Consider the following 21,811-nt stretch of genomic DNA (forward strand, 5'->3'; position numbering starts at 1 on the left):
CGCCATTGGAGCGGGTTCAGAGGTATACTCGGCTCGTCATGCCGAAGCCCGCCGAAGAGCCCCAGCGCTTCAGCTACGCCGACGTCCTGCGTTGGCCCGAGGGTGAGCGCTGGGAGCTGCACGAGGGCGTCGCCGTGGCGATGAGCCCGGCGCCGAGCGACTCATCAGCGGGTCGTGGGCGAGCTGTACCGACAGATCGCCAACTTCTTGATTGATCGGCCCTTTAAAGTGTTCGTTGGGCCCTTCGACGTGCGCCTGGGCCCGAGCGGCGCGGCGCCGGATCAGGTCGACACGGTGGTCCAGCCCGATCTCGCGGTCATCTGTGATCGAGCGGGCCTCGACGAGCATGGGTTTCAGGGTGGTCCGGACTGGGTGATCGAGGTGCTCAGCCCTTCGACGGCGGCGCGCGATCAGGTCACCAAGCTGCGCTACTACGAAACCCACGGGGTCAAGCACTACTGGCTGGTCCATCCGATCGAGCACGTGGTCACGGTCTACTCGCGCCCTGATTCGACCGCTCGGTTTGGGCGGCCGCAGGTCAGCGAGACCAAGGGTCAGCTCGCCTCGGGGATGTTCGACGGGCTCAGCATCGACTGGGAGCTGCTCCCCGCCTAGCGCACCTAGAACATGGGACAGGGGGTGTTCGAGCACTCGGGACCGCCGACGCCGCCGCAGATCTCCACGATCCCAGGCTCGGTCGCCGACTCCAGCGCGAGCACGTCGGCCCACGGCAACGACGCGTTATTGCGGACCACCAGCTTCGACAGCTCCGTGAGCGCCTCGAGCCCGTCGAGGCTGGTCAGGCTGCCGATCCACTCGAGCTCGAGCACGTTGACGCTCGCCAGGCTCGTGGCCTGACTGAGGTCGACCAAGCTCGCCTGCGCGTTTTGCTGGCAGTGGTCGTACTTCACCGCGAGGGTCTGGACGTCGATCAGGTTCTCGAGGCCGTCGAGGCTCGCGAGGTTGAGGTTGTCGTACAAGCGCAGGCTCTCGAGCCGCAAGAAGCCCTCGAGCCCGTCGAGGTCCGTCAGCGCTTGGTTGCCGTCGATCAACACCGAGGCGTGCTGCGAGGCGCAACAGTCCGAGAGCCCGCTCAGATCCACGAGCGACGAGTTGTCCTCGATCTCGATCGCTATCGCGTTGCCGGTGGTTGGCAGCGAAAACAGCGGCAGCCCGTCGAGGCTCGGCAACAGATCATTGTCGGCGACCTCGAGCGCGGTCGGGGCGATGTGATCCGGCAGGCCAGCGAGGCTGGTCATCCCGGCGTTCTTGCTGATCGTGATGTGGTCGACCGTGGCGAGCGACTCGAGACCGTGGAGGTCACCGAGGTTGTCGTTGCGTCGAACGTGCAGCCAGTCCACGCGCTCGAGCTGCTCGAGCCCCTCGAGGCTGGTCAGCGAGAAGTTGCCGGACACGTAGATCGTGCCACCGACCTCGCGCAAGTTGGCGAGCATGTCCAGGCTGATCAGCTGCGTGGTGGGGCCGATCGTCAGGTCGCCGAGCACCTGCTCGACGCAGTCGACCGACTGCGGAGCGGTGTCGTCGGAGATCATCAGGTCGCTGACGACCGACACGCAGGGGGCGGAACCAGTGTCGACGATGTTGCCGTCGTCATCGCTGTCGGGCTCGCCGTCCCCGTCACCCGAGTCGGGATCGCCGTCACCGTCGCCGAGCTCGTCTTCGCCGAACCCGATCCCATCGTCCTGCGGCGGCAATGTTCGGCCCTCGCAGCTAGCGAACAAGAGCACGAGCGGCCCCATCAGCAAGGTCCGCGCGCGCCGGGAGGTCGGCAGACCGGCCACGACGGCCCAACATAGCATGTCCACACACCGACTGGCCCTTCACCAAAGTCTTTTATGGGTGGTCCGCGCTCACCTTCATGTCGGTTGATCCCCCACTCGCCCGCCCGTGAACCAACGTGGAAACACGCCTGCGCGCCCGAATACCTGATAGATTCGCGGTGGAGCGTCGCCATGAAGCACATCATCTGGTCATCAACCTTCCTGATCGCGTGCCTGCTCGGGGCCTGCTCGTCCGAGAAAGACGTCACGTGCGACGTCACCTGGAAGGCCCAGGACGACAGCGAGCTCGGCCGCGGCGAGATTGTCTATGAGGGCCTCGACGACGTGGATGCGGGCCTCGAGATGTGCAAGGAGGACGAGATGGACCACGAGGATCGGCCCACCGACTCGGTCAGCTTCGCCTGTAGCTGCAGCACCTGAGCTGGGAGCTCAGTCGTTGGTGTCTAGCAGCCCCAGCGTGCGGGCTGTGTTGGAGGTCTCGACCTCGCCATGATCTGGGAGGGTGCCCAGCACCACGTCGCCGAGGTGCCGGGTGACCCCCATCCAATAGCGCTCATTCTTGAAATGGTGCAGCCGATGCAGCCGCCACTGCCGCTCGTAGACGCGGCCCTTGGGGCGGTAGCTGGTATGGGTCAAAAAGTGGATCCACTCGTAATAGGTAGCGATCCCGGCCGTGGCGATCATGGTCGTGGCCCACACGCCAGCGGTGGGCGCGAGCAGCCAGAACACCCCAGCCCCCAGCGCCAGCCCGAGCACCATGATCGGCAGCGGCATCAGCACGAAGCGCAGATCCCAGGGATCGCGATGGTGGAGCCGATGCATGCGGGCCGCGTGGTAGTCCCAGCGCATCCCCAGCAGCTGGCGCGGCCGGTGATGCAAGATGAACACGTGGATGATCCACTCCGCGAACGGGTGCAGCGCGAGCAACAGCGCGACCGGAACGAGGTCCCACCAGCCCCAGTCGCCGTGGCCGAGTAGGTACATTCGGTAGCCAACCCACGCGAGCAAGTGCAGGAGCAAGAACTTGGGCTGGAGCTCGCGCAGCCAGATGTTCAGGGCCTGCGCGAGGGTCAGATCGCGCGCCCTGGCATACATGGGCTGGTTCTTTACCCCCAGTCGAACGCGGCGCTTTTTCTCAGTCATGCTTTTGGTGCTCCAGACTGCAATTGGGCGAACAGGTCGATCGCGGCCAAGACCCCTTCGCTGCCGCGCTCGACGATCGACCCGGCGCAGGTGTGGGCGCGGGCGCCGTCTCGAGCTGCGACCGCGTCGACCAGTTGGGCGCAGGCGTGGACCTGGCGCAGCTCGTTGGCCAGCGCGATGACGAGGGCCCCGCGGATCTGCTCGTAGGTGTGGCGCAGCGTGTTGAAGGCCAGGCGATAGGCGATGTTGTCGGCGCCGGTGACCAGCTGCTCCCACAGCTCGAGCGACAGGCCCTGCAGCCGCTCGAGATCCTCGGGCTCGGCTGCCTCGCGCATACTCTGGACGACTGCGCGCAGCTGGGTGATCTGGTCGGGCGTGGCCCGCTGGGCGCAGAGCCGGGCGATGTCCGGGGCGAGCGCCGCGCGCATCTCCATGATCGCGCGCGCGACTTTTAGATCTGGCTGGCCGTCTGGGGAGAACAGCAACCGGGTGAGCAGATCGAGGCCACCGCTGCGCCGATAGTCGAGCACCACCGTGCCCCCGCCGTGGCGCTGCTCGATCAGCCCGGCCTGGACCAGCCGCTTGAGCGCCTCGCGCAGGGCGCCGCGGTTGACCCCGAGCGCCTTGCACAGATCCCGCTCCGACGGGAGCGGCTGGCCGGGCTCGATCCGACGGGCGAGGATCTGCGCGGCGAGTTGGTCGAAAACGGCGTCACACAGCGAACTGCGTACAACCGGCTCCAGCCCGAAGGTCATGTCACCGGCCCCTGCCCGAAGGTCATGTCACCTGATATCACCTGATGGAATGGTGGTCAACTGGTAAGACCAGTTGGTGCGCGCGCAGGCTTTTGTCACTCCGAGCTGCTAAAAGCTAATGTGGTCGAGGTCAGACAGCTGCAGCCGAAGAACTGGCTGCCCCTGGCGCTGCGGCATCGGCTCCGCCGGCTCGAGGCCAAGCTCCGCGGTGAGCCAGCGGTGCTGGTCTACACCCAGGGCTACCAGCACGAGATCCCGGGTGTCCCGATCGACGGACTCCGCGGCGAGCGGATCCTGGCGGCGCTCGTCCGCGAGGGTGTAGTCGGCCGCGAGGCGGTGGTGATCCCCGAGATCGCCCCGCTGACCAAGCTCGAGCGCGTGCATGCGCCGGACTACGTCGACAGCCTGACCACGCCCGAGGTGATCGAGGCGACCTTCGGCCTGTCGGTGCCGCCCGGGGTCGCCGCGCGGATCATCGAGCTACAGCGGCGCATGACCGGCGGCACCCTGCTCGCCGCGTGGGCCGCTCGGCGCCAGCACACGCTGGCGATCAACCTTGGCGGCGGGCTCCACCACGCCCACCGCGATCGCGGTCGGGGCTTTTGCCTGATCAACGACGTCGCCGTCGCGATCGCCGAGCTGCGCAGCCGCGGGATGCATGAGCCGATCGCGGTGATCGACCTGGACATTCACGACGGTGACGGCACCCGGGCGCTGTTCGCCGAGGATCCATCGGTGTGGACCTTCTCGATCCACAACGCCCACTGGGGCCCGACCGAAGCCGTGAGCTCGACGGCGATCGCCCTCGGCGACGGGGTCGGCGACGACCTCTACCTGGCCACCCTGCGCGCGGAGCTGGGCCCGGTGCTGGACCGCCACCGCCCGCACCTGGTGTTCTACCTGGCCGGCTGCGATCCCGCCCACGACGACGGCCTCGGCAACTGGAACATCAGCGACGCTGGCATGCTCGCGCGCGATCAGTATGTGATCACCCAGCTGCACAGGCGCGGCATCCATTCAATCGTGTGGCTGTTGGCGGGCGGCTACGGCAGCGACGCGTGGCGCCACAGCGCGGGCGGGCTGATCGCCGCGCTCGGCGGCCCGAGCCAGCCGCGGCTGCCCTCGACCCAGACGATCACCCTCGAGCGCTACCGTCACCTGGCCCAGGTCATCGATCCCCGCGAGCTCTCCGGCGTCGCGCCGGGCGAGCTGCAATTCGACGAGTCGGATCTGTTCGGTGCGGCCGCCGACAACGGGCTCTCGGGTCCCGGCAAGGTGCTGGGCTACTACACCCCGGCTGGGATCGAGCTTGCGCTCGAGCGCTACGGCCTGCTGCCGCGCCTGCGCAAGCTGGACTTCGAGCCCCGCATCGAGATCGCGCGGGATCCCGAGGCTGGCGACACCGTGCGGGTGTTTGGCGACGCCAGCGATGAGCTGCTGCTGATCGAGGTCCGGGTGTCCCGCGATCGCCTGACGATCCCCGGCATGGAGCTGCTGCGGATCGAGTGGATCTTGCTGCAGAACCCCCGCGCGAGCTGGTCGGCCGGCCGCGCACCGCTCCCCGGTCAGCGCCACCCCGGCCTGCGGATGTTCGACGACGTCGCGCTCTTGATGCTGGTCGTGTGCGAGCGCCTGAAGCTCGACGGGATCGTGGTCGTGCCCTCGCACTACCACGTGGCCGCGCACTATCACGGGCGCATGAAGTTCCTCGACCCCGTCGCCGAAGGTCGGTTTCGGGCGCTCCTCGAGCTGCTCGCTGGGCTCCCGCTCGCCGACGCCAGCAACGCCGTCGAGCATGGTCGCGTGCGCAACCCGGACGCCAGCGACCAGCGCGGCTACGAGCCCGCGCCGCTGATCCTGCCGTCGAGTCCAGCCCTGCGCCGACGGTTTGACAGCAGCTGGCAGCAGGCCGCGAGCAAGGCCGAGGCCGCCGCGCGCTTCGAGCTTGGTCCGCTCTAACGGTACTCGCCGGCTCGCTTGACGTACGCGCGCCACGAGAACGCGATCATCTCGCGATCCTTGTCGGTGCACTGTCGCAGCACCCGCATCGGGTTACCCGCGACGACGGTGCCAGCCTTGATGATCTTGCGAGGTGGCACCAGCGTGCCCGCGGCGACCAGCGCCCCCGACTCGACCACGGCGTTGTCGAGCAGCACCGCGCCCATGCCGATCAGGACGTCGTCGTGGATCGTGCAGCCGTGCAGCACGGCCATGTGACCCACCGTCACGCGATCGCCCACGCTGGTGTGCGACAGGCCCTCGGTGCAGTGGATCACGCTGTTGTCCTGGATCGAGGTCTGGCTGCCGATCAGGATCGGACCGTCGTCACCCCGCAAGGTCACGTTGGGCCAGATGCTCGACTCGGCGCCGACCTCGACGTCGCCGATCAACACGGCGGCCGCGTGAACGAACGCGCTCGGGTGAATCTGGGGGTGCTTGCCAGCGAAGGGCTCGATCATGGACAGCTCACGCTCACAGGCCCGGGATCAGCTTCAGGTACCAGGCCGCCGCCGCGCCGCCACCGGCGAGCAGCAGCACGATCATCACCCAGATCCCCGCGTTGCTCGAGGTCTCGCGCGGGGCCGGGCTGGGCAGCCGAGTCGCGGCGATCTGCGGCTCTTCGATCGCGGGCGGGTCCTCGGGCTCGGGCCGGGCCGGAGCCGCGCCTGCGCCCGAACCAGAACCAGAACCACCGGTTCGGATCGGCAGCGGTGACCGGCCAGCGCCGGATCCCAACATGGGCCCGACGCCCGCCGCGGGCAGCGGAGATGAAGACACGGACGACGAACCCAGCGGGGTCGAAGCGTCGGGTCCCATCAGCTCATCGAGCCCGTCGACCAGCGGCGCCGACGAGTCGAAGTCGTCTTCGAGCAGCGCGCGCGAGCCCGTGGCCTCGCCGGCCTCGCCCTCGCCGCTGTCCTCGTCGATCGAGCGGAAGTTGGCCAGCTCCTCGGCCATCAGCTGCTCGATCAGGTTGAGATCGGTCTTGGCCTTGACCTTGTCTTCGGCTTCCTTGCGCTCGCGCAGGTCGCCCATCAAGGTCGAGAGATCGCGGGCCGAGACCTTGAGCCGGTTCTCGAACAGGTACCCGAGCAGGGCGTCGGCGAAGTCCGCGGCGTTGCGGTAGCGATCGTTGACGTCGCGGGTCAGCGACTTGAGGATGATCCGCTCGAGCTCGGGCGAGACATCGGGGTTCTGCGCGCGAATACTGGGGATCTCTGCGGCGCGGACGGCCTCGACGGTCTGGTAGTCGGTGTCGCCCAGGAACAGCCGACGCATGGTCAGCATCTCGTAGGCGAGGATGCCGACCGCGAACACGTCGGTGCGTCCGTCGACCGGCTGGCCGTGCGCGGCCTCGGGCGACAGGTAGCTGAACTTGCCCTTGACCACGCCCGCGTCGGTCGACTCGAGCTGCGAGGTCGCCTTGGCCAGACCAAAGTCTGTCAGCTTGACCTCGCCGTTCCACGAGATCAGCAAGTTGGGCGGCGAGATGTCGCGGTGGACGACGTGCAGCGGCTCACCGGTGTCGGGATCGTTGAGATCGTGGGCGTACTGCAGGCCCTTGAGGGTCTCGTTGAGGATCCAGATGACCAGCGGCAGCGGGACCTTCTTGCCGCGCTCTTGCAGGTGCTCGAGCACCTGCTTGAGGGTCGTGCCCTCGACGTACTCCATCACGATGAAGTAGGTCTCGTCCGACTTACCGAGGTCGAAGACCGTGACGACGTTGGCGTGGTTGAAGTGCAGGCTCAGCCGCGCCTCGTCCAGGAACATGCGGACGAAGCGATCGTCCTTGAGCAGCCCCGGAAGGATGCGCTTGATCGCTACCTTCTTCTTGAACCCCGCGACCGAGACCGACTGGGCAACCCAGACCTCGGCCATGCCGCCAGCCGCGAGCCTGTAGAGTGGTTTGTAGTTCTGCGCCATGGGGCCGTCGCCGGCGGATTGTAACGTCGAAGCTCGCCCAACGCGGAATCGTTGGCGTTTTTACGCCCCGCCTCCGCGACAGACCCGGTCATGGGTTCAGTCCGGGCGCGGGCTGGGGCCGTGCCCTGCATGCCCTGCATGCCCTGCGCTGGGTGGGTCGTAGCGGTTGAGCACCAACTTGAGCACGCCCAGCCACATATCGGTCTCGATCGCCAGGAGCAGGCGCCGCTCGTCGTGTGTGACATACGCGCGAAAGCTGTACTTGCGCAGATCCTCGCGTACGGCCCCGTAGCGGTCGACCCACGACAAGGTGCCCTCGAGCAGGTGGATGTCGTCGGGCCCCACCCCGAGCCCCTGCGCGACGCTGGGCATCGGATCGAGCTTGGCCTTGCCGCGACCAATGACCTCGACCTTGAGCAGGACCTTGCCGTCCATCGCGTGGGCCGAGACCATCTCGCCCTCTGCGAGGTCCAGCGAGCGAACCCAGGCCATCGCCGAGAGCGGGTCAAAGGTGTCGCGCGGGACCTGGCGCGTCATCTTGGTGGTCTTCTCGTCCTTGGCGTCGGTGATCCGGATGCTGCCGCGGCCCTCGTACTCGATCTCCGTGACGCGCCGCCTGTAGCCCTTGCCGACCCCGAGCCCGCTGCGGTCGAGGATGTTGACACTGGAGATCACCGCGCCGTTGCCGGCATCGATCCAGGTGATCATCCGATCTTCCATGGACGCGAGCAGCGAGACCACGCCCGAAGTGACCGCCTGGCCCTCGAGTCGGTACTTTCCGCTTCCTTGCGGGGCATCACCCCGCGGATCTGCCTGATACTCGACGACCCCAGCTTCAGCGAGGCCCGCGGGATTGCCGGCGAAGTACACGTCGAACACGAACCGCTCGCCGACCCGGATCGCGGGGATGTATCCGGCGGGCACGGGCGCGGCTGGCAAGCGGCGGCGGCGATCGTCGAACTCGGGCTGACCGAGCGCCGACGACCAGCCGACCACCGGCTCGCGGCTGGGCTTGGGCTTGGCGTGGACCATGGGGCTATGCATGCGCGGGAGCCGGCTCGCGTCGCCCCGAGTCGAGCGACGCGGCTCGCTCCCGTCGATCGACCCGTTCTGCTCCGCCCGCGCGCGCGCTTCTTCTTGCGCTTGCCGGGCGATCTGGGTTTGGTCCCGCTTGGTCGGCGCCGCGGCCGATGCCGGCGCCCCCAGCGAGAGCGTGACGAGGACCGCGAGGGCAGCCGTGATCGCGCGCGTCGAGAACATCCCGGCAATGTTAGGATGTCCACCCGCTCGACGCTAAGCCGAGCGATCGACGCCTGTGATTCGGCTCGTCATCACTCAAGGGGACCCGGCGGGCATCGGCCCGGAGCTACTCCTGCGCACGGCCGACGCCGGGCTGTTGCGTGAACACGACACGGTCGTGGCCTGCCATGCGCAGCTGCGCGAGCTCGCGGCCGCGCTGGGTACGAGCTGGGCGCGGACGGGGCTGGCTCGGCTCGAGCCGCTGCTGGATCCACTAGGATCCCGCCCCGGCGCTCGGCTGGGTCAATTCGCGGCGCTCGAGCGGGGGGTCGATCTCGTGCTCGCCAAGTCCGACGACGACGACGACGGCGGGCGAGCGCGGCGTCCGGCGCTGGTGACCGCGCCGATCGACAAGGCGATCGCCAGCACCGAAGGGCTGCGCCACCCCGGCCACACCGAGTACCTGGCCGAGCGAGCGGGGACCGGCGAGTTCGCCATGCTCATGGCTGGGTCCACGATCAAGGTCGTGCTCGCCACGATCCACCTGCCGCTGCGCGACGTCGCCGCCCGGCTCGACGCGGCCGCGGTGATCCGCGCGGCCTCGCTGCTGGCCCGCGCGCTCACCCAGGACTTCGCCGTCGCCCAGCCGCGCGTGGGCGTGCTCGGGCTCAACCCTCACGCCGGCGAGCGCGGCCTACTTGGCGACGAGGAGCAGCGCGTGATCACGCCTGCGATCGAGGCGCTGCGCGAGTGGGCCAGCGGCGCTGGGATCCCCGCCAGCTTCGTCGGTCCGCTCCCGGCCGACACGGCGTTTCACCAGCACCAGGTCGGCCAGCTCGACGGCCTCGTGGCGATGTACCACGACCAGGGCCTGGGCCCGTTCAAGCTCGCGCACTTCCACGACGGCGTGAACGTGACCCTGGGCCTGCCGTTCGTGCGGACCTCGCCGGATCACGGGACCGCGAAGGACATCGCCGGGCGCGGGGTCGCCAACTTCACCAGCATGGCCGCGGCGATCGAGCTGGCCCGCGCGATGGCCAGCGGGCGCGAGGGGTCGCGGGCGGGCTCGTGAGCGTCCGTGATCATCTGCCGGCCGCCCCGCGATCGATCCGCATTCGTGGCGCCCGCACCCACAACCTGCGCGACGTCGACGTCGAGCTGCCCCGCGACGCGCTGATCGTGATCACCGGCCCCTCGGGCTCGGGCAAGAGCAGCCTCGCGTTCGACACGATCTTCGCCGAGGGCCAGCGCCGCTACGTCGAGAGCCTCAGCGCTTCTGCCCGGCAATTTCTGGCCCAGCTGCCCAAGCCCGACGTGGATCTGATCGAAGGCCTGAGCCCCACGATCGCGCTGCAGCAAGAGAACCGCGGCCGCAACCCACGCTCGACGGTCGGAACTACGACCGAGATCTACGACTTCTTGCGCCTGTTGTTCGCGCGGATCGGCGAGGTCTACAGCTGGCGCAGCGGCGAGCCGATGCGCCGTCACAGCGTCGAGGAGATGGTCGACGCGATCGAGGCGCTGCCGCCACGCAGCAAATTCTCCGTGATCGCTCCGGTCGCGCGCCGGGCTCCGGGGGATCATTGCGAGCTGCTCGAAGATCTGCGCCGCCAGGGGTTCGTGCGGGTTGCGATCGACGATCAGCTGCGCGATCTCGATGACGACATCACGCTCGATCCACTGGTCCGCCACGACATCGACGTCTACGTGGATCGCCTGGTGCTCAAGCCGGGGATCCGCTCGCGGCTGTCGGACTCGATCGAGGTCGCGCTGCGGCTGGCCGACGGCCGCGTGGAGATCCTCCCGCTCGACGGCGAGCCGCTGGTGTTCTGCGAGCACTTCACCGACTTCGAGCATGGTCTGAGCTACCCGCCGATCACCCCGGGGCTGTTCTCGTTCAACAGCCCCGACGGCGCGTGCCCGACCTGCGGCGGGCTCGGGCGCCGACGGATCTTCGACCCGCGTCGGCTGATCCCGGATCCGCACAAGAGCATCAAGGAGGGCGCGATCGCGGCCTTGGATCTGCGCGGGCACGCGGCGCTCGGCAAGCAGCTGGCCGCGGTCGCGGCCCACTACGAGATCGATCTGTACGCGCCGTGGGCCGAGCTCGACGAGCTGCATCAGATCACGCTGCTGCAGGGCAGCGGCGACCAGGTCATCCCCGCGCTCGCGACCCCGTCCAAGCGAGACAAACAAAAGTCCGGCCGCCCGCGGACCAAGCAAGCCGGCGGCGAGCCGTTTCCCGGCTTGATCCCCGTGCTCGAGCAGCGCCTGCGCGAGGCCGAGTCGCGGGCCGACGCCGATCCCGAGGCGGGGACCTTGGCCGAGCTCGAGCCGTTCATGAGCGAGGTTCGGTGTACGGACTGTGAGGGTCAGCGGCTGCGGATCGAGGCCCGCCACGTCAAGATCGGCGGGCGCAACATTCATGAGCTCGCGTCGATGCCGATCGACGCGCTGCACCGCTGCTTGACCGCGCTCGTCGAGCTCGACGTCGCCCACTCCGGCGAACAGACCGGCGACGCCCGGCAGGCCGAGCACGCCGAGATCGCCGCTGCGATCCTGGCTCAGGCGCTCGCGCGGCTGTCGGCGATGATCGAGCTGGGCCTGGCGTACCTGGACTGTGATCGCGCGACGATGACCCTGTCGGGCGGCGAGGCTCAGCGGATCCGGCTGGCCACCCAGATCGGCTCGGCGCTGGTCGGCGTCACCTACGTGCTCGATGAGCCCAGCATCGGTCTGCACCAACGCGACAACGCGCGCCTGATCGCAATGCTCGAGCGGCTGCGGGATCTCGGCAACACGGTGATCGTCGTCGAGCACGACGCTGACACGATCCGCGCGGCCGAGTACGTCGTCGACATGGGCCCGGGCGCGGGGGTGCTCGGCGGCGAGGTGGTGTTCGCGGGTGACGTCCCGGCGCTGCTCGAGGATCGCAAGTCGCGGACGGCGGCGTATCTGTCGGGGCGGGCCCGGATCGAGCGGCCGGCACCCCGCGAGGCGCCCGATGGGTGGATCGAGATCATCGGGGCCCGCGGGCACAACCTGCGCGACGTCAGCGTTAAAATTCCGCTGGGGCACATGACCTGCGTGACAGGGGTCAGCGGCTCGGGAAAGTCCAGCTTGATCGTCGACACGCTGCTGCCCGAGGCCCTGCGCCGGCTCAACCGCGCGAACACGTGGGGGCTCGAGCATGACGCGATTCGCAACCTCGAGCGCTGTGATCGGGTCGTCGCTGTCGATCAGTCGCCGATCGGCCGATCACCGCGCAGCAACCCTGCCACCTATACCGGCGTGTTCACGGAGCTGCGCAACCTCTATGCCCAGACCAACGAGGCGCGGGTGCGAGGGTTTACCGCCTCGCGGTTCTCGTTCAACGTGAAGGGCGGCCGCTGCGAGCACTGCCACGGCGAGGGCCTGCGCCGGATCGAGATGCACTTCTTGGCCGACGTGTGGGTGACCTGCCGGGTCTGCGAGGGGCGCCGCTATGAACGTGAGACGCTGTCGATCACGTATCGGGGCAAGAACATCGCGCAGGCGCTGGACATGCCGATCGCCGAGGCCGCCGAGTTCTTCGCCAATCATGCTGGGCTGCGCAGCAAGCTCGAGGTCCTGCGCGACGTCGGGCTCGGGTACATGACGCTCGGGCAGCCCGCGACGACGTTGTCGGGTGGTGAGGCGCAGCGCATCAAGCTCGCGCGGGAGCTCGCTCGGCGCCGGAGTGGGCGGCTCGCTGGCGGGGGCGCGCCGAGTTCTCTGTATATCCTCGATGAGCCGACGACTGGGCTGCACTTTGATGATGTTCGCAAGCTGCTTGAGGTGCTCGAGCGGTTGGTCGACGAGGGGAATACCGTGGTCGTGATTGAGCACGATCTGGACGTGATCAAGTGTGCGGACTGGGTGATCGACGTGGGGCCGGAGGGCGGTGATCAGGGCGGGCGCGTGATCGCGAGCGGGCCGCCTGAGCTGATCGCGAAGCACAAAGACAGCGTCACCGGGCGATGGCTGGCCGCTAGGGAGTGATGCACACGCCGACGTGCTCGTAGCCGGGTGGGGCCATGTCGTCCTCGAAGAACGGGACGCAGCTGGTGCCGGGGAGTGCGTCGCACTCGGCGTCGCCGAACAGGTCACAGTAGGGCGTGCAGCAGTTGGGTCCGTCGCAGCTCGGGAGCACCGTTGCGTCCGCGCACAGTAGGCCGGGCTCGCAGTCGTTGAGGAAGCCGCACGCGCCACCGATCGGGATGTCTTGGGTCGTGAACACGCACATGAACTCGGCGCCGGCCCAGTAGCAGCCGTGTTCGTCCGCGCAGTCTTGTAGCAGGGGATCGCAGGTCCATATGCACAGCGCGATCGTCCCGTCGGAGGTCAACGGGCAGGTGGTGCCCTCGGGGCACATCGGGTGCTCGGGGTCGCCCTCGCAAAACCAGTGGCAGACGCCGGTCCACTCGCCGTCGGCTTGTTCGAGCTGCCAGCAGGCGGTGTTGGTGTCGCAGTCGTCGGTTGCCTCGACGGGGCCGTCGTAGGTGCACGGCTCGCCGGCTGCTTGGTCGCCCTGGACGGGCACGCACTTGTGGTCGTCCCACCAACGACCGGTGCTGGCGTAGGGGACACATTTTTCGCCCTCGGGGCAGTCTTGGGCGAAGGGGTCGCAGTCGTTGCTCCACCAGCCGTCTTCGCCGCTGTCGACGAACAGGTTGTCGCTGGTGGTCGTGGTGGTTTCTGTGTCGGCGCTGGTTGCTTCGGTCGATGAGATGGTGGTCGGCGCGGTGCTCGTGTCGGCGTTGGTTGTGGTTTCGCTTGGGCCTTCGGCCTCGCTGTTGAGGCCGGGCGGGCCGCACGCGATGGGGGTCAGCGTGAGGAGGAGGAGGACGATCAGTGGCGAGCGGACGTGCATGATGCCGGACCGACGTGCGGTGGACCAATACTACTTATTCTTTGATAAATTATATAACTAATCCTCATGGCTGAACAAAAAAGTAGGTACAGGACCTTCGGGCAGGGCACCTGCTCGGGTCGAACTACCTGAGCAAAAAAGCAGGTACACGACCTTCGGGCAGGGTACCTGCGCAGAAGATTAGGTACAGGACCTTCGGGCAGGGCACCCGTGAACATTAAAGCAGGTACACAACCTTCGGGCAGGGGTCACGTTGGCTATGGTGCAAACCATAGCTGAGCCGCACACCGACCCGCCTGGCACACACATCCGCCGTTGCAGTCCATCGTCCCCGCCCGGCAATCCATCGTGCAAGTGCTCGCCGAACAGTCCGGCGCATCAACCAGCGCGACGCAAGTCGTCGGATGGCAACACGACGACGCGACGCAGTCGGCATCGCTCTGACAAGCAACGTCCGTCTCCACGATCTTCGTCGTCCCAGGCTCGCCGCCCTCCAACCCCGACTCGGACCCCCCCGCCGAATCCTCGCCAGGCACCGGCGACGGCGTCGCCCCGGGCTCTTCCACGACGACCGTCGGCCCGCCGGGCTCAGCCGCCGGCTGCCGATCTTTCTCGCACGCAGCCAAGCCCAAGCTCAGCCCGAGCGCGAGCATGACCGCGCCAAGCTGCTTCATTGCACGGCTGCGGGCGCGGCCGCTTCGGGCTTGACGTCGCCGGTCGAGACGATGACGTACACGATTCCGAACCCGGCAACGACGAGCAGCAGCACCATCGCCAAGATCGGGTTGGGGTTGAGCTCGATGGTGGGGTCGAACTTCACGGACATTGCCGGCGAGTGTAACGAAGGCACGAGAAAGCAAAAGTCCCCGCCAGCTCACGCGCTGGGGAGATACCGCGGGATCAGCACAGCACAGGATCCCGTGGTCCCCAACACCACCCGCGAGCCCAGAAAAAATAGTCGACAAAACTCTGCAAATCACGCCCGGCGCCGGCCGACATCCCCCAGGCATGAGCCGCTGTATGACCGACCGCCTGCCCCGCGAGACTGATCCCCACCTGCGCCTGGCCCTCGAGTTCGACGACGGTCGCACGCGATCGCTGCCGCACAGCGAACCGCTGCTGATCGGCTCGGCCGAGGACTGCCAGGTGCGCATCAGCGATCGCTTCGCCAGCTTCCGCCACGCGCGGATCGTCCACACCCCGAAGGGCTACCTCATCGAGGATCTGGGCTCCACCAACGGCACCCTGGTCGACGGCGTGCCGATCACCAGCGCGATCCTCGAGCCAGGCATGAGCGTCGAGATCGGGCGGGTCCGCCTGGCGATCACACGCATCGACAAGCCCGTCGACGAAGCCCGTCCTCGCCGCGCGCGGGGCGGTCCACGCGGCGGGCTGACCACCGCGCCGATCGTGCCGATCCACCCCGACAAGCCCACGCACCGGCTGATCGGCCGCTCGCAGGCCATGAAGACGTTGCGCCGCGAGCTGGAAAAGCTCGCGCTGCTGCCCTTACCCGTGCTGCTGCGCGGTGAGACCGGGACTGGCAAAGAGCTGGCCGCGCGCACCCTCCACGACTTCGGCACCCTCCCCGACACGCCCTTCGTCGCGATCAACTGTGGCGCGATCCCAAGCGGCCTGTTCGAGTCGGAGCTGTTTGGCCACCAACGCGGGGCGTTCACCGGGGCGCACCGTGACCACGCCGGGGTGTTTGTCCGCGCTGGCCACGGCACGGTGTTCCTCGACGAGGTCGCCGAGCTCCCCGCTCACGCGCAGGCCAAGCTGTTGCGCGTGCTCGAGACCCGCCGCCTCACACCGGTCGGCGCAGAGCACGAGATCGAGATCGACTGCCACATCATCGCCGCGACCCATCGGGATCTCGCTGCGATGGTCGCCGACGGCGAGTTTCGCGAGGATCTCTACCACCGCCTCGGCGTCGTGCAGCTCGAGCTGCCCCCGCTCCGACGTCGACGCGCCGACATCCCCGTGCTGCTCGAGCACTTCATCGACCTGGCCTCGGCCGAGCTCGGCCAGGAGGTCGTGGTCTCGCAAGCCGCCGTCGCCGAAGCGCTGGTTCACACCTGGCCGGGCAATGTCCGAGCCCTGCGCAACGCGGTGCTGCGCGCGGCCGCCCTGAGCGAGGGTCCGATCACCGCCGCCGAGCTGATCCCGCGGATCGACGTGCCGAGGGCTCGCGGTGATCAGATCTCGCTGCCCCGGGGCACCTACGCGCACATGCACGCGGCGCTGCTCCAGAAGGTCGTCGCCGAAGAGGGCAGCATCCGCAGGGCCGCGCGCATTCTCGACGTCCCGCGCAGCACCCTCAGCGCATGGATGCGCCGGCTCGACCCCGGGGAGCCGCTCCAGTGTCAGTCGGCGTGAGTCCGACCACGGCGAGCCGCTCCCTCGCGCCCGCAGCTTGCGAATGGTGTGCTAGTAGCCGCCAATGGATTGACCATGTGACGACGCAAGAACGGCGCGCTTGATCCGCGTCGCTGTGGGGGCAATAGTCCGACACGAGCTTCCAACACGAGATCCAACACCACCAAGAGGATGCCCAGATGCCGTTCGAACTACCCCAACTCCCCTATGCAAAAGATGCGCTCGCCCCTCACATGAGCGAGGAGACCCTCAACTACCACTACGGCAAGCACCACGCCGGGTACGTCGCCAAGCTCAACGCCGCGATCGAAGGCACCGCGTGGGCCGACAAGTCGCTCGAAGAGATCATCCGCGGCTCCGACGGCGGCGTGTTCAACAACGCCGCTCAGGTCTGGAACCACACCTTCTTCTGGAACTGCCTGTCGCCCAACGGCGGCGGCAAGCCATCCGGCGAGCTCGCCAAGGCGATCGACAGCGCGTTCGGCTCCTACGACGACTTCAAGGCCAAGTTCAGCGCCGCGTGTGCGGGCCAGTTCGGCTCGGGCTGGGGCTGGCTGGTCAAGGGCGGCAAGGGGCTCGAGATCATGACGACCGGCAACGCCGACACCCCGATCAAGCACGGCCAGACCGCGCTGTTGACCATCGACGTGTGGGAGCACGCCTACTACATCGACTACCGCAACGATCGCGCCAAGTTCATCGGCGTGGTCATGGACAACCTGGTCAACTGGGACTTCGTCTCCCGCAACTTCGGCTGAGCTTCGTCGCTGTAGCCACGCAAGCAAGGGGACCCTCGCGGGTCCCTTTTGCGTGTCTGGCGTGCGTGTCTGGCTTGGGCGTCCGCGAGCAGGGCCGCAGCCTTGCTATCATGTCGCCGATGATCGAGCTCACCGAGGCTCAGCGTGCTCACATCGCGGCCGATCTGCGTCGCCGACTTCGCAGCTGCGTACCGTGGAACCGCAAGCTGGTGTGGGCGCCCGAGCTCAACATCCAGGCCCACACCTACCCGACCGTCAACCTGTTCGCGGAGGTCAAGCCATCCTCGCGCGGGGTCGAGGAGCTGCGCGAGGGCGAGTACGTCGACTCGGAGGGCGGCCGGTTTCGCTACGCCGTTCGGCTTCACCGTCGGGGCGCGCCGCTCGAGACCTGGTGGGGCCGCAAGACCGGCACGGTGGTGTTCGACGGTGACATCGAGATCCCGATCCTGTTCGAGCGCCAGGGGCCGGGGCTGCCGTTTCGAACATTCCCGTGGATGAGCCTGACCCCCGCCGAGATGTTGACGCTGCGCCCGGGCACCAAGCTCGCCAAGGGCAAGGTCGTGATCGCCGGGCTCGGGCTCGCGCACCAGTTGATCGAGGTCAGCAAGCGCCGCGCGGTCACGGAGATCACCGTCGTGGAGCGCTCGCGCGAGCTGGTCGAGCTGATCATGCCCCGGGCCATGGCCGTGCTCGCCGAGCAAGGCCGCGAGCAAGTCCGGGTCACCGGCGGCGACGCGTTCGCGCTGCTCCCCACGCTGCAGGCCGACGTCGCGCTGGTGGACGTGTTTCCGGCCTACGGCGACAACCGCGTGGCCATGGCTGATCTGCGCAAGCGGTGTACCGGCATCACCCGAATGTGGGACTGGGGCGCCTCAGATCTTTTATAGACCCCCACAGAGACTTTGGCACTTCGCCGACTGCAGCCGCTGGCGCGTCTGGTCGCTTCGCTCCTCGGGGCCGCTTGTTCGCATCCGCATGTGTGGCCCCCTGGAAGGGGGCTTGGTATGACCCCCACAGGCGGCTTCGCACTTCGCGGTCACTCGCTTCGCTCGCTCCCATCGGGCTGACTGTTTGCGACCGCATGTGTGGCCCCCTGGAAGGGGGCTCGGCTCGTCTTCGACCTACACATACGCTTCGCCGGGTCCCTGGAAGGGGGCTCGGCTCGTCTTCGACCCACAGATACGCTTCGCCCGGGCCCCTTTCCGGGGGCTCGTCTTCGACCCACAGATACGCTTCGCCGGGCCCCCTTGTCGGGGGCTCTCGACGCAGTTGCGGTGGTGGGATCAGGTGCGCTTCTTGTTGTTGACGGTGAACGTGGGGTCGTGGAACAGGCCCGGGATCTGAACGGTGATGTTGACATCCGTCTTGGTGCCGAGCGCTGGCATCGCCAGCGACGACGACGCCCAGTTGGGCGTACCCGTCTGCTGCGTCCAGGTCAGCCCTTGATCGGAGGTCACACCGATGATGGTCGTGCCGCTCGCGGGCGAGAGGGTGATGATCACGTCGCTGGTGGCTGGCTGGTCGAAGTAGGTGACGTCTGGAGGCGTCAGGGCTTGGGTCGAAGCGTCGTAGGTGGTGGAGGCCTGCTGTGTGGCTTGGACGTAGACTGCTTGTAGTTTGGACATGTCTGCTCGCTGGTTGTGTGGGTAACCGTCGACCCGTGGCCGATTGTAATCAAATGGCGCTCCAGTACCCGGAGGTGCCTGCAAGCGGATCAGAAGCCTGACCCGAGCTGCAAACTCTCGAGCCAGTCGGTCACCACACCGACATCCTCGGTCTGCCCGAGCGCCTCATACTCGTCGCGGGCGACCTGGGCGAGCGCGCGTGCGCGTTCGCTGTCACGCGCCCCCAGAGCGCGCGCGAGCGCGAAGCGGGTCGCGGCTTGCTCGAGCGGCTCTTGCCCATGACGCTCGTGGATGTCGAGCGCACGCTCGAGCAGCGGGGCCGCGTCGTCGGGGGTCCCGGCCTCGAGCAGCGCGAGCCCGCGACCCTTGAGCGGCAACGCGAGCTGGGGACGCGACTGCTCGCCATCACCCCAGGACAGCGGCTCGAGGATCTTCAGCGCGCGCGCGAACGACTCCGAGGCTTCGAGCGAGCGACCGAGCGCGAGCTGGGACTCGCCGATGTTGCTGTGTAGCTGCCCGACCTCCTCGTGGTGCTCGCCCAGACTCCGCGAGGTGATCACCAACGCCCGCTGATACGCCTCGAGCGAGCCCTGGTAGTCACCCTCGAAGAAGCGAAACACCCCCAGCGCGTTGAGCAAGCGTCCGGTCTCTTGGTGGTTCGGCCCCAGCGTCCGCAGATAGATCGGCTCGATCGCCTCGCACAGCGCTCGGCCGCGGCCGAGCTCGCCCTGCTGCAGCGCCAGCTTGGCCACCGCGAAGTCGACATCGGCGACGGCCCGCGATTGCTCGCCCCAGATCGCCACGCTGAGCCCCCGCGCTCGCTCGAGGTGCGCCGTGGCACGCTCGGTCTCACCGGTGTCGAGCGCCAGCAGCCCGCGATTGAACTCGATTTTCGCGCTGTCGGGTCCATCCTCGCCCCACCGCCCGATCACATGCGCGGCCGCCTGGTCATACACTTGCCCGGCGCGTTGGTCATCGCCAGCCTTGCGCAGGGTGTTGGCCAGCCCGATCAGGATCTGAGTGAGATCGGGCTCGCCCGCGGTCTCGGCCAGGTCGAGGGCGCGCTCATAGGCGAGGATCGCCTCGTCGTAGTGGCCCTGCGCGTCGCTGACAGAGGCGCGCGCGCTCTCGATCTCGATCCAGCGCTGATCCTGTGGCGCACCGACCCGTCGCAGCGCGAGCGCGGCCTCGTCGACGAGCAGCTGCTCGGCCTCGGGCACGGTCCAGGCGCCCGCGAGCTGGTGCGCCAGCTCGACGCGCAGATCGGCCTCGATGTCCGTGAGCCCCAGCTCTGCCGCACGACCGATCGCCGCCTGCAGCCGCTTCGCCACCGCTTTGGGCTCGCCGGCCAGCGCCTCGTTCTGCGCGAGCAGTGCCTCGACCCCGAGCGCGAGCGGAGCGTGCTGGGCCGCGGCCGGGCTGACCTCGAGCTCGGCGCAGATCTCCAGCGCCCCCTCGCGGTCGCCCGAGATCAACCGCACCCGCGCGTCGGCGAGCCGCTCGAACCCAGCGAGCACGGCCGCCGCCGCGTCGGGATCGCTCGGCAGCGCGGCCGCGTCGTCGAGGTGCGCGAGATCGCAGCGCCCGAGATCAGGCAGCTGCCCGAGCAGCGCGGTCGCGTCGGCGACGGCCGCCTCGGCGGTGATGAAGCGCTGAACGACGGCGTTGAACTCACGACGTTGCCGCTCGAGGCACCCGCTGCGCCGATCCAGCAGCTCACCCGACTGCACTCCCCGGACGTGGGTCGCCTCGCACGCGTCACGCTGGGCGGCCACAAACCGCTCGCCCCACCGGTCGAACTCGGCGCTCACGACCTTCGCTGTCGCGTCTGCGCTCGCCAGCTTGCTGGCCCCCAGCGCCGCGCGGAGCTGCTCGCGGCGCCCGTCGTCCCAGCTGCCCGCCAGCGCGTCGGCGTTGATCGAGCACCGCGCGGGCGCGTCTGTGTCTGCGACCGTGACCCCGAGCGCGACCCCGAGCCCCAGCACCACCACGGCGACCGAGCCCCACGCCCACCCACGCTGCGGCGTCGCGGCCGTGTGCAGCTGCTCGAGCAGCGCCGACATGCTCGGCCAGCGCTGGGCGGGATCCACCGTCAGCCCGCGCAACAGGGCATCCGACACGCGGCGCGGGACCTTCGTGTCGCGCGGGATCGGGCGGATCTCGCCGGCCAGGATCGCCCGCGACAGCGCGCCGAGGGTCTTGCCGCTGAACGGGCGCTGGCCAAACAGGCACTCGAAGGCGGTCACACAAAACGAGAACTGATCGCTGAGCACGTCGGCGCGCTGGCCCTCGTGCTGCTCGGGTGCCATGTACGCGGGCGTGCCGAGCAGGCTGCCCTGCACGGTCACCGAGCGATCCAGCATCCCGCGGGTGTCGCTCGAGCCCGAGCCCCACGTGACCTCTTCCTCGTCGTTGCTGAGCTCGATGCTGCTGAGCGGGCTGGCCCCGATCCCGCGCGCGAGCCCAAAGTCGAGCACGCGCGGGCGCGCGTCGGGGCCGATCATCACGTTGGCGGGCTTGAAGTCGCGGTGGACGAGGCCGGCTCGGTGCGCGGCCTCGAGCCCGCGACCGCACTCGATCAACACCGCGAGCACCGCTCGCCAGTCTGGCGCGCTCGGGTACCACTCCCGCAGCGTCACGCCCTCGACGTACTCCATCGCCAGCCACAGGCGGCCGGCCCCACCACCGGTCTCGACGCCGGCTTCACCCCCGGTGTCGACGCCGGCCTCATAGATCGGCACGACGTTCGGGTGCGAGACGCGGGCCTGCGCCTGGGCCTCGCGCAGCAGCCGAACGTGGGCCTTCTCGCTGGCGTTGCGCAGCAGCTTGAGGGCCACCCGACGGGCCAGCTGCTCGTCCCACGCGGCGTAGACCTGGCCCATCCCGCCCGCGCCGATCTGCTCGAGCAACACGAAGCGATCGACGTGGACCCCAGGCTCCTCGGAGCCGAACATCCGCGACCGCAAGCGGCGACGCACCAGCTCGCGCTCGAGGGTGTCTTGGGGCACCTCGGGGACCTGCTCGGCGATCGACTCCGGGTTGGTCGTCATGTGTTGCCGCCGAGTCCGGACCCGCGCCGCCGAGGACTTGACGACGCAGGTCATGGTCTCATCCAACAAGTCATCATCAAACAGCCCGGCGACGCGATCGGTCGCGTCCGCCCGCGATCGCTCGGGGCTCGAAGCCTCATGAATGGATCCTCGCTGTGGCATGCACCCCGTCGACGGGTAGTGCCGCGCGGCCGCCGAGACGACACAAATACCCCGTAGAACGCTGATATCCGAGCAATTCGTGG

The 21,811-nt window shown here is 68.3% G+C and carries 18 protein-coding genes; 8 read left to right on the forward strand and 10 right to left on the reverse strand.

From position 1 onward, the window contains the following. Positions 1–174 precede the first annotated feature (174 nt). On the forward strand, positions 175–615 hold the full coding sequence (locus tag ENSA7_RS28930) for a Uma2 family endonuclease (protein WP_219908075.1): 441 nt from the start codon (positions 175–177) through the stop codon (positions 613–615). A gap of 5 nt (positions 616–620) precedes the next feature. Here ENSA7_RS28930 and ENSA7_RS28935 read toward each other — a convergent pair whose 3' ends face one another. Next, on the reverse strand, positions 621–1,802 hold the full coding sequence (locus ENSA7_RS28935) for a hypothetical protein (RefSeq protein WP_181234219.1): 1,182 nt from the start codon (positions 1,800–1,802) through the stop codon (positions 621–623). A 171-nt stretch (positions 1,803–1,973) separates the two neighbouring features. Between ENSA7_RS28935 and ENSA7_RS28945 the strand changes: the two genes are divergently transcribed. After that, a complete protein-coding gene (locus ENSA7_RS28945) occupies positions 1,974–2,222 on the forward strand; it encodes a hypothetical protein (RefSeq protein WP_106092614.1) in 249 nt (82 codons plus the stop codon). A gap of 9 nt (positions 2,223–2,231) precedes the next feature. Here the strand turns inward: ENSA7_RS28945 and ENSA7_RS28950 are convergent, their stop codons facing one another. Next, positions 2,232–2,897 carry a sterol desaturase family protein gene (locus ENSA7_RS28950; protein WP_181234220.1) on the reverse strand — a complete coding sequence of 222 codons (666 nt, stop codon included), beginning with the start codon at positions 2,895–2,897 and terminating at the stop codon, positions 2,232–2,234. Positions 2,898–2,941: 44 nt separating this feature from the next. Next, positions 2,942–3,700 carry a FadR/GntR family transcriptional regulator gene (locus tag ENSA7_RS28955; protein WP_106092616.1) on the reverse strand — a complete coding sequence of 253 codons (759 nt, stop codon included), beginning with the start codon at positions 3,698–3,700 and terminating at the stop codon, positions 2,942–2,944. 120 nt (positions 3,701–3,820) lie between these two features. Here ENSA7_RS28955 and ENSA7_RS28960 point away from each other — a divergent pair, with 120 nt between their 5' ends. Beyond that, a complete protein-coding gene (locus tag ENSA7_RS28960; protein WP_181234221.1) occupies positions 3,821–5,659 on the forward strand; it encodes a histone deacetylase family protein in 1,839 nt (612 codons plus the stop codon). On the opposite strand, the gene ENSA7_RS28965 is transcribed toward ENSA7_RS28960, so the two are convergent. The 3 genes from ENSA7_RS28965 to ENSA7_RS28975 form a co-directional block, all read right to left on the reverse strand. Beyond that, a complete protein-coding gene (locus tag ENSA7_RS28965) occupies positions 5,656–6,159 on the reverse strand; it encodes a gamma carbonic anhydrase family protein (protein WP_106092618.1) in 504 nt (167 codons plus the stop codon). The two genes, ENSA7_RS28960 and ENSA7_RS28965, sit on opposite strands and share 4 nt — an antisense overlap. Before the next feature lie 13 nt (positions 6,160–6,172). Continuing rightward, positions 6,173–7,624 (reverse strand): serine/threonine protein kinase, encoded by a 1,452-nt coding sequence (locus ENSA7_RS28970; RefSeq protein ID WP_106092619.1) that lies wholly within the window; start codon positions 7,622–7,624, stop codon positions 6,173–6,175. A 96-nt stretch (positions 7,625–7,720) separates the two neighbouring features. Then, a complete protein-coding gene (locus ENSA7_RS28975; RefSeq protein WP_106092620.1) occupies positions 7,721–8,884 on the reverse strand; it encodes a DUF3108 domain-containing protein in 1,164 nt (387 codons plus the stop codon). 55 nt (positions 8,885–8,939) lie between these two features. Between ENSA7_RS28975 and pdxA the strand changes: the two genes are divergently transcribed. Both pdxA and uvrA read left to right on the forward strand, forming a co-directional pair. After that, positions 8,940–9,935 (forward strand): 4-hydroxythreonine-4-phosphate dehydrogenase PdxA, encoded by a 996-nt coding sequence (gene pdxA / locus ENSA7_RS28980; RefSeq protein WP_106092621.1) that lies wholly within the window; start codon positions 8,940–8,942, stop codon positions 9,933–9,935. Further along, entirely contained in the window at positions 9,932–12,883 is a 2,952-nt protein-coding gene (gene uvrA, locus ENSA7_RS28985) for an excinuclease ABC subunit UvrA (RefSeq protein ID WP_106092622.1), read from the forward strand. Before pdxA ends, uvrA begins: the two co-directional genes overlap by 4 nt. Here uvrA and ENSA7_RS28990 read toward each other — a convergent pair. Both ENSA7_RS28990 and ENSA7_RS44315 read right to left on the reverse strand, forming a co-directional pair. After that, positions 12,873–13,754, reverse strand: a complete 882-nt coding sequence (locus ENSA7_RS28990; protein WP_244923941.1) for a hypothetical protein — start codon at positions 13,752–13,754, stop codon at positions 12,873–12,875. The two genes, uvrA and ENSA7_RS28990, sit on opposite strands and share 11 nt — an antisense overlap. Before the next feature lie 670 nt (positions 13,755–14,424). After that, a complete protein-coding gene (locus tag ENSA7_RS44315; RefSeq protein ID WP_181234222.1) occupies positions 14,425–14,580 on the reverse strand; it encodes a hypothetical protein in 156 nt (51 codons plus the stop codon). A 194-nt stretch (positions 14,581–14,774) separates the two neighbouring features. On the opposite strand from ENSA7_RS44315, the gene ENSA7_RS29000 reads away from it, so the two are divergent. The 3 genes from ENSA7_RS29000 to ENSA7_RS29010 all read left to right on the forward strand — a co-directional run bounded on the left by ENSA7_RS29000 (position 14,775) and on the right by ENSA7_RS29010 (position 17,778). Next, positions 14,775–16,133 carry an FHA and sigma-54 interaction domain-containing protein gene (locus tag ENSA7_RS29000; protein WP_181234223.1) on the forward strand — a complete coding sequence of 453 codons (1,359 nt, stop codon included), beginning with the start codon at positions 14,775–14,777 and terminating at the stop codon, positions 16,131–16,133. 179 nt (positions 16,134–16,312) lie between these two features. Next, the gene (locus tag ENSA7_RS29005) at positions 16,313–16,891 is read left to right on the forward strand and encodes a superoxide dismutase (RefSeq protein WP_106092625.1); all 579 of its coding nucleotides are present in this window, start codon (positions 16,313–16,315) and stop codon (positions 16,889–16,891) included. A gap of 119 nt (positions 16,892–17,010) precedes the next feature. Continuing rightward, positions 17,011–17,778, forward strand: a complete 768-nt coding sequence (locus ENSA7_RS29010; protein WP_146158251.1) for a polyamine aminopropyltransferase — start codon at positions 17,011–17,013, stop codon at positions 17,776–17,778. A gap of 396 nt (positions 17,779–18,174) precedes the next feature. Here ENSA7_RS29010 and ENSA7_RS29015 read toward each other — a convergent pair whose 3' ends face one another. Further along, positions 18,175–18,516, reverse strand: a complete 342-nt coding sequence (locus ENSA7_RS29015) for a hypothetical protein (RefSeq protein WP_106092627.1) — start codon at positions 18,514–18,516, stop codon at positions 18,175–18,177. An 89-nt stretch (positions 18,517–18,605) separates the two neighbouring features. After that, on the reverse strand, positions 18,606–21,728 hold the full coding sequence (locus ENSA7_RS29020) for a serine/threonine-protein kinase (protein WP_106092628.1): 3,123 nt from the start codon (positions 21,726–21,728) through the stop codon (positions 18,606–18,608). Positions 21,729–21,811 lie beyond the last annotated feature (83 nt).

This window comes from Enhygromyxa salina, assembly GCF_002994635.1.
GTDB classification, from domain to species: Bacteria; Myxococcota_A; Polyangia; order Nannocystales; family Nannocystaceae; genus Plesiocystis; species Plesiocystis salina_B.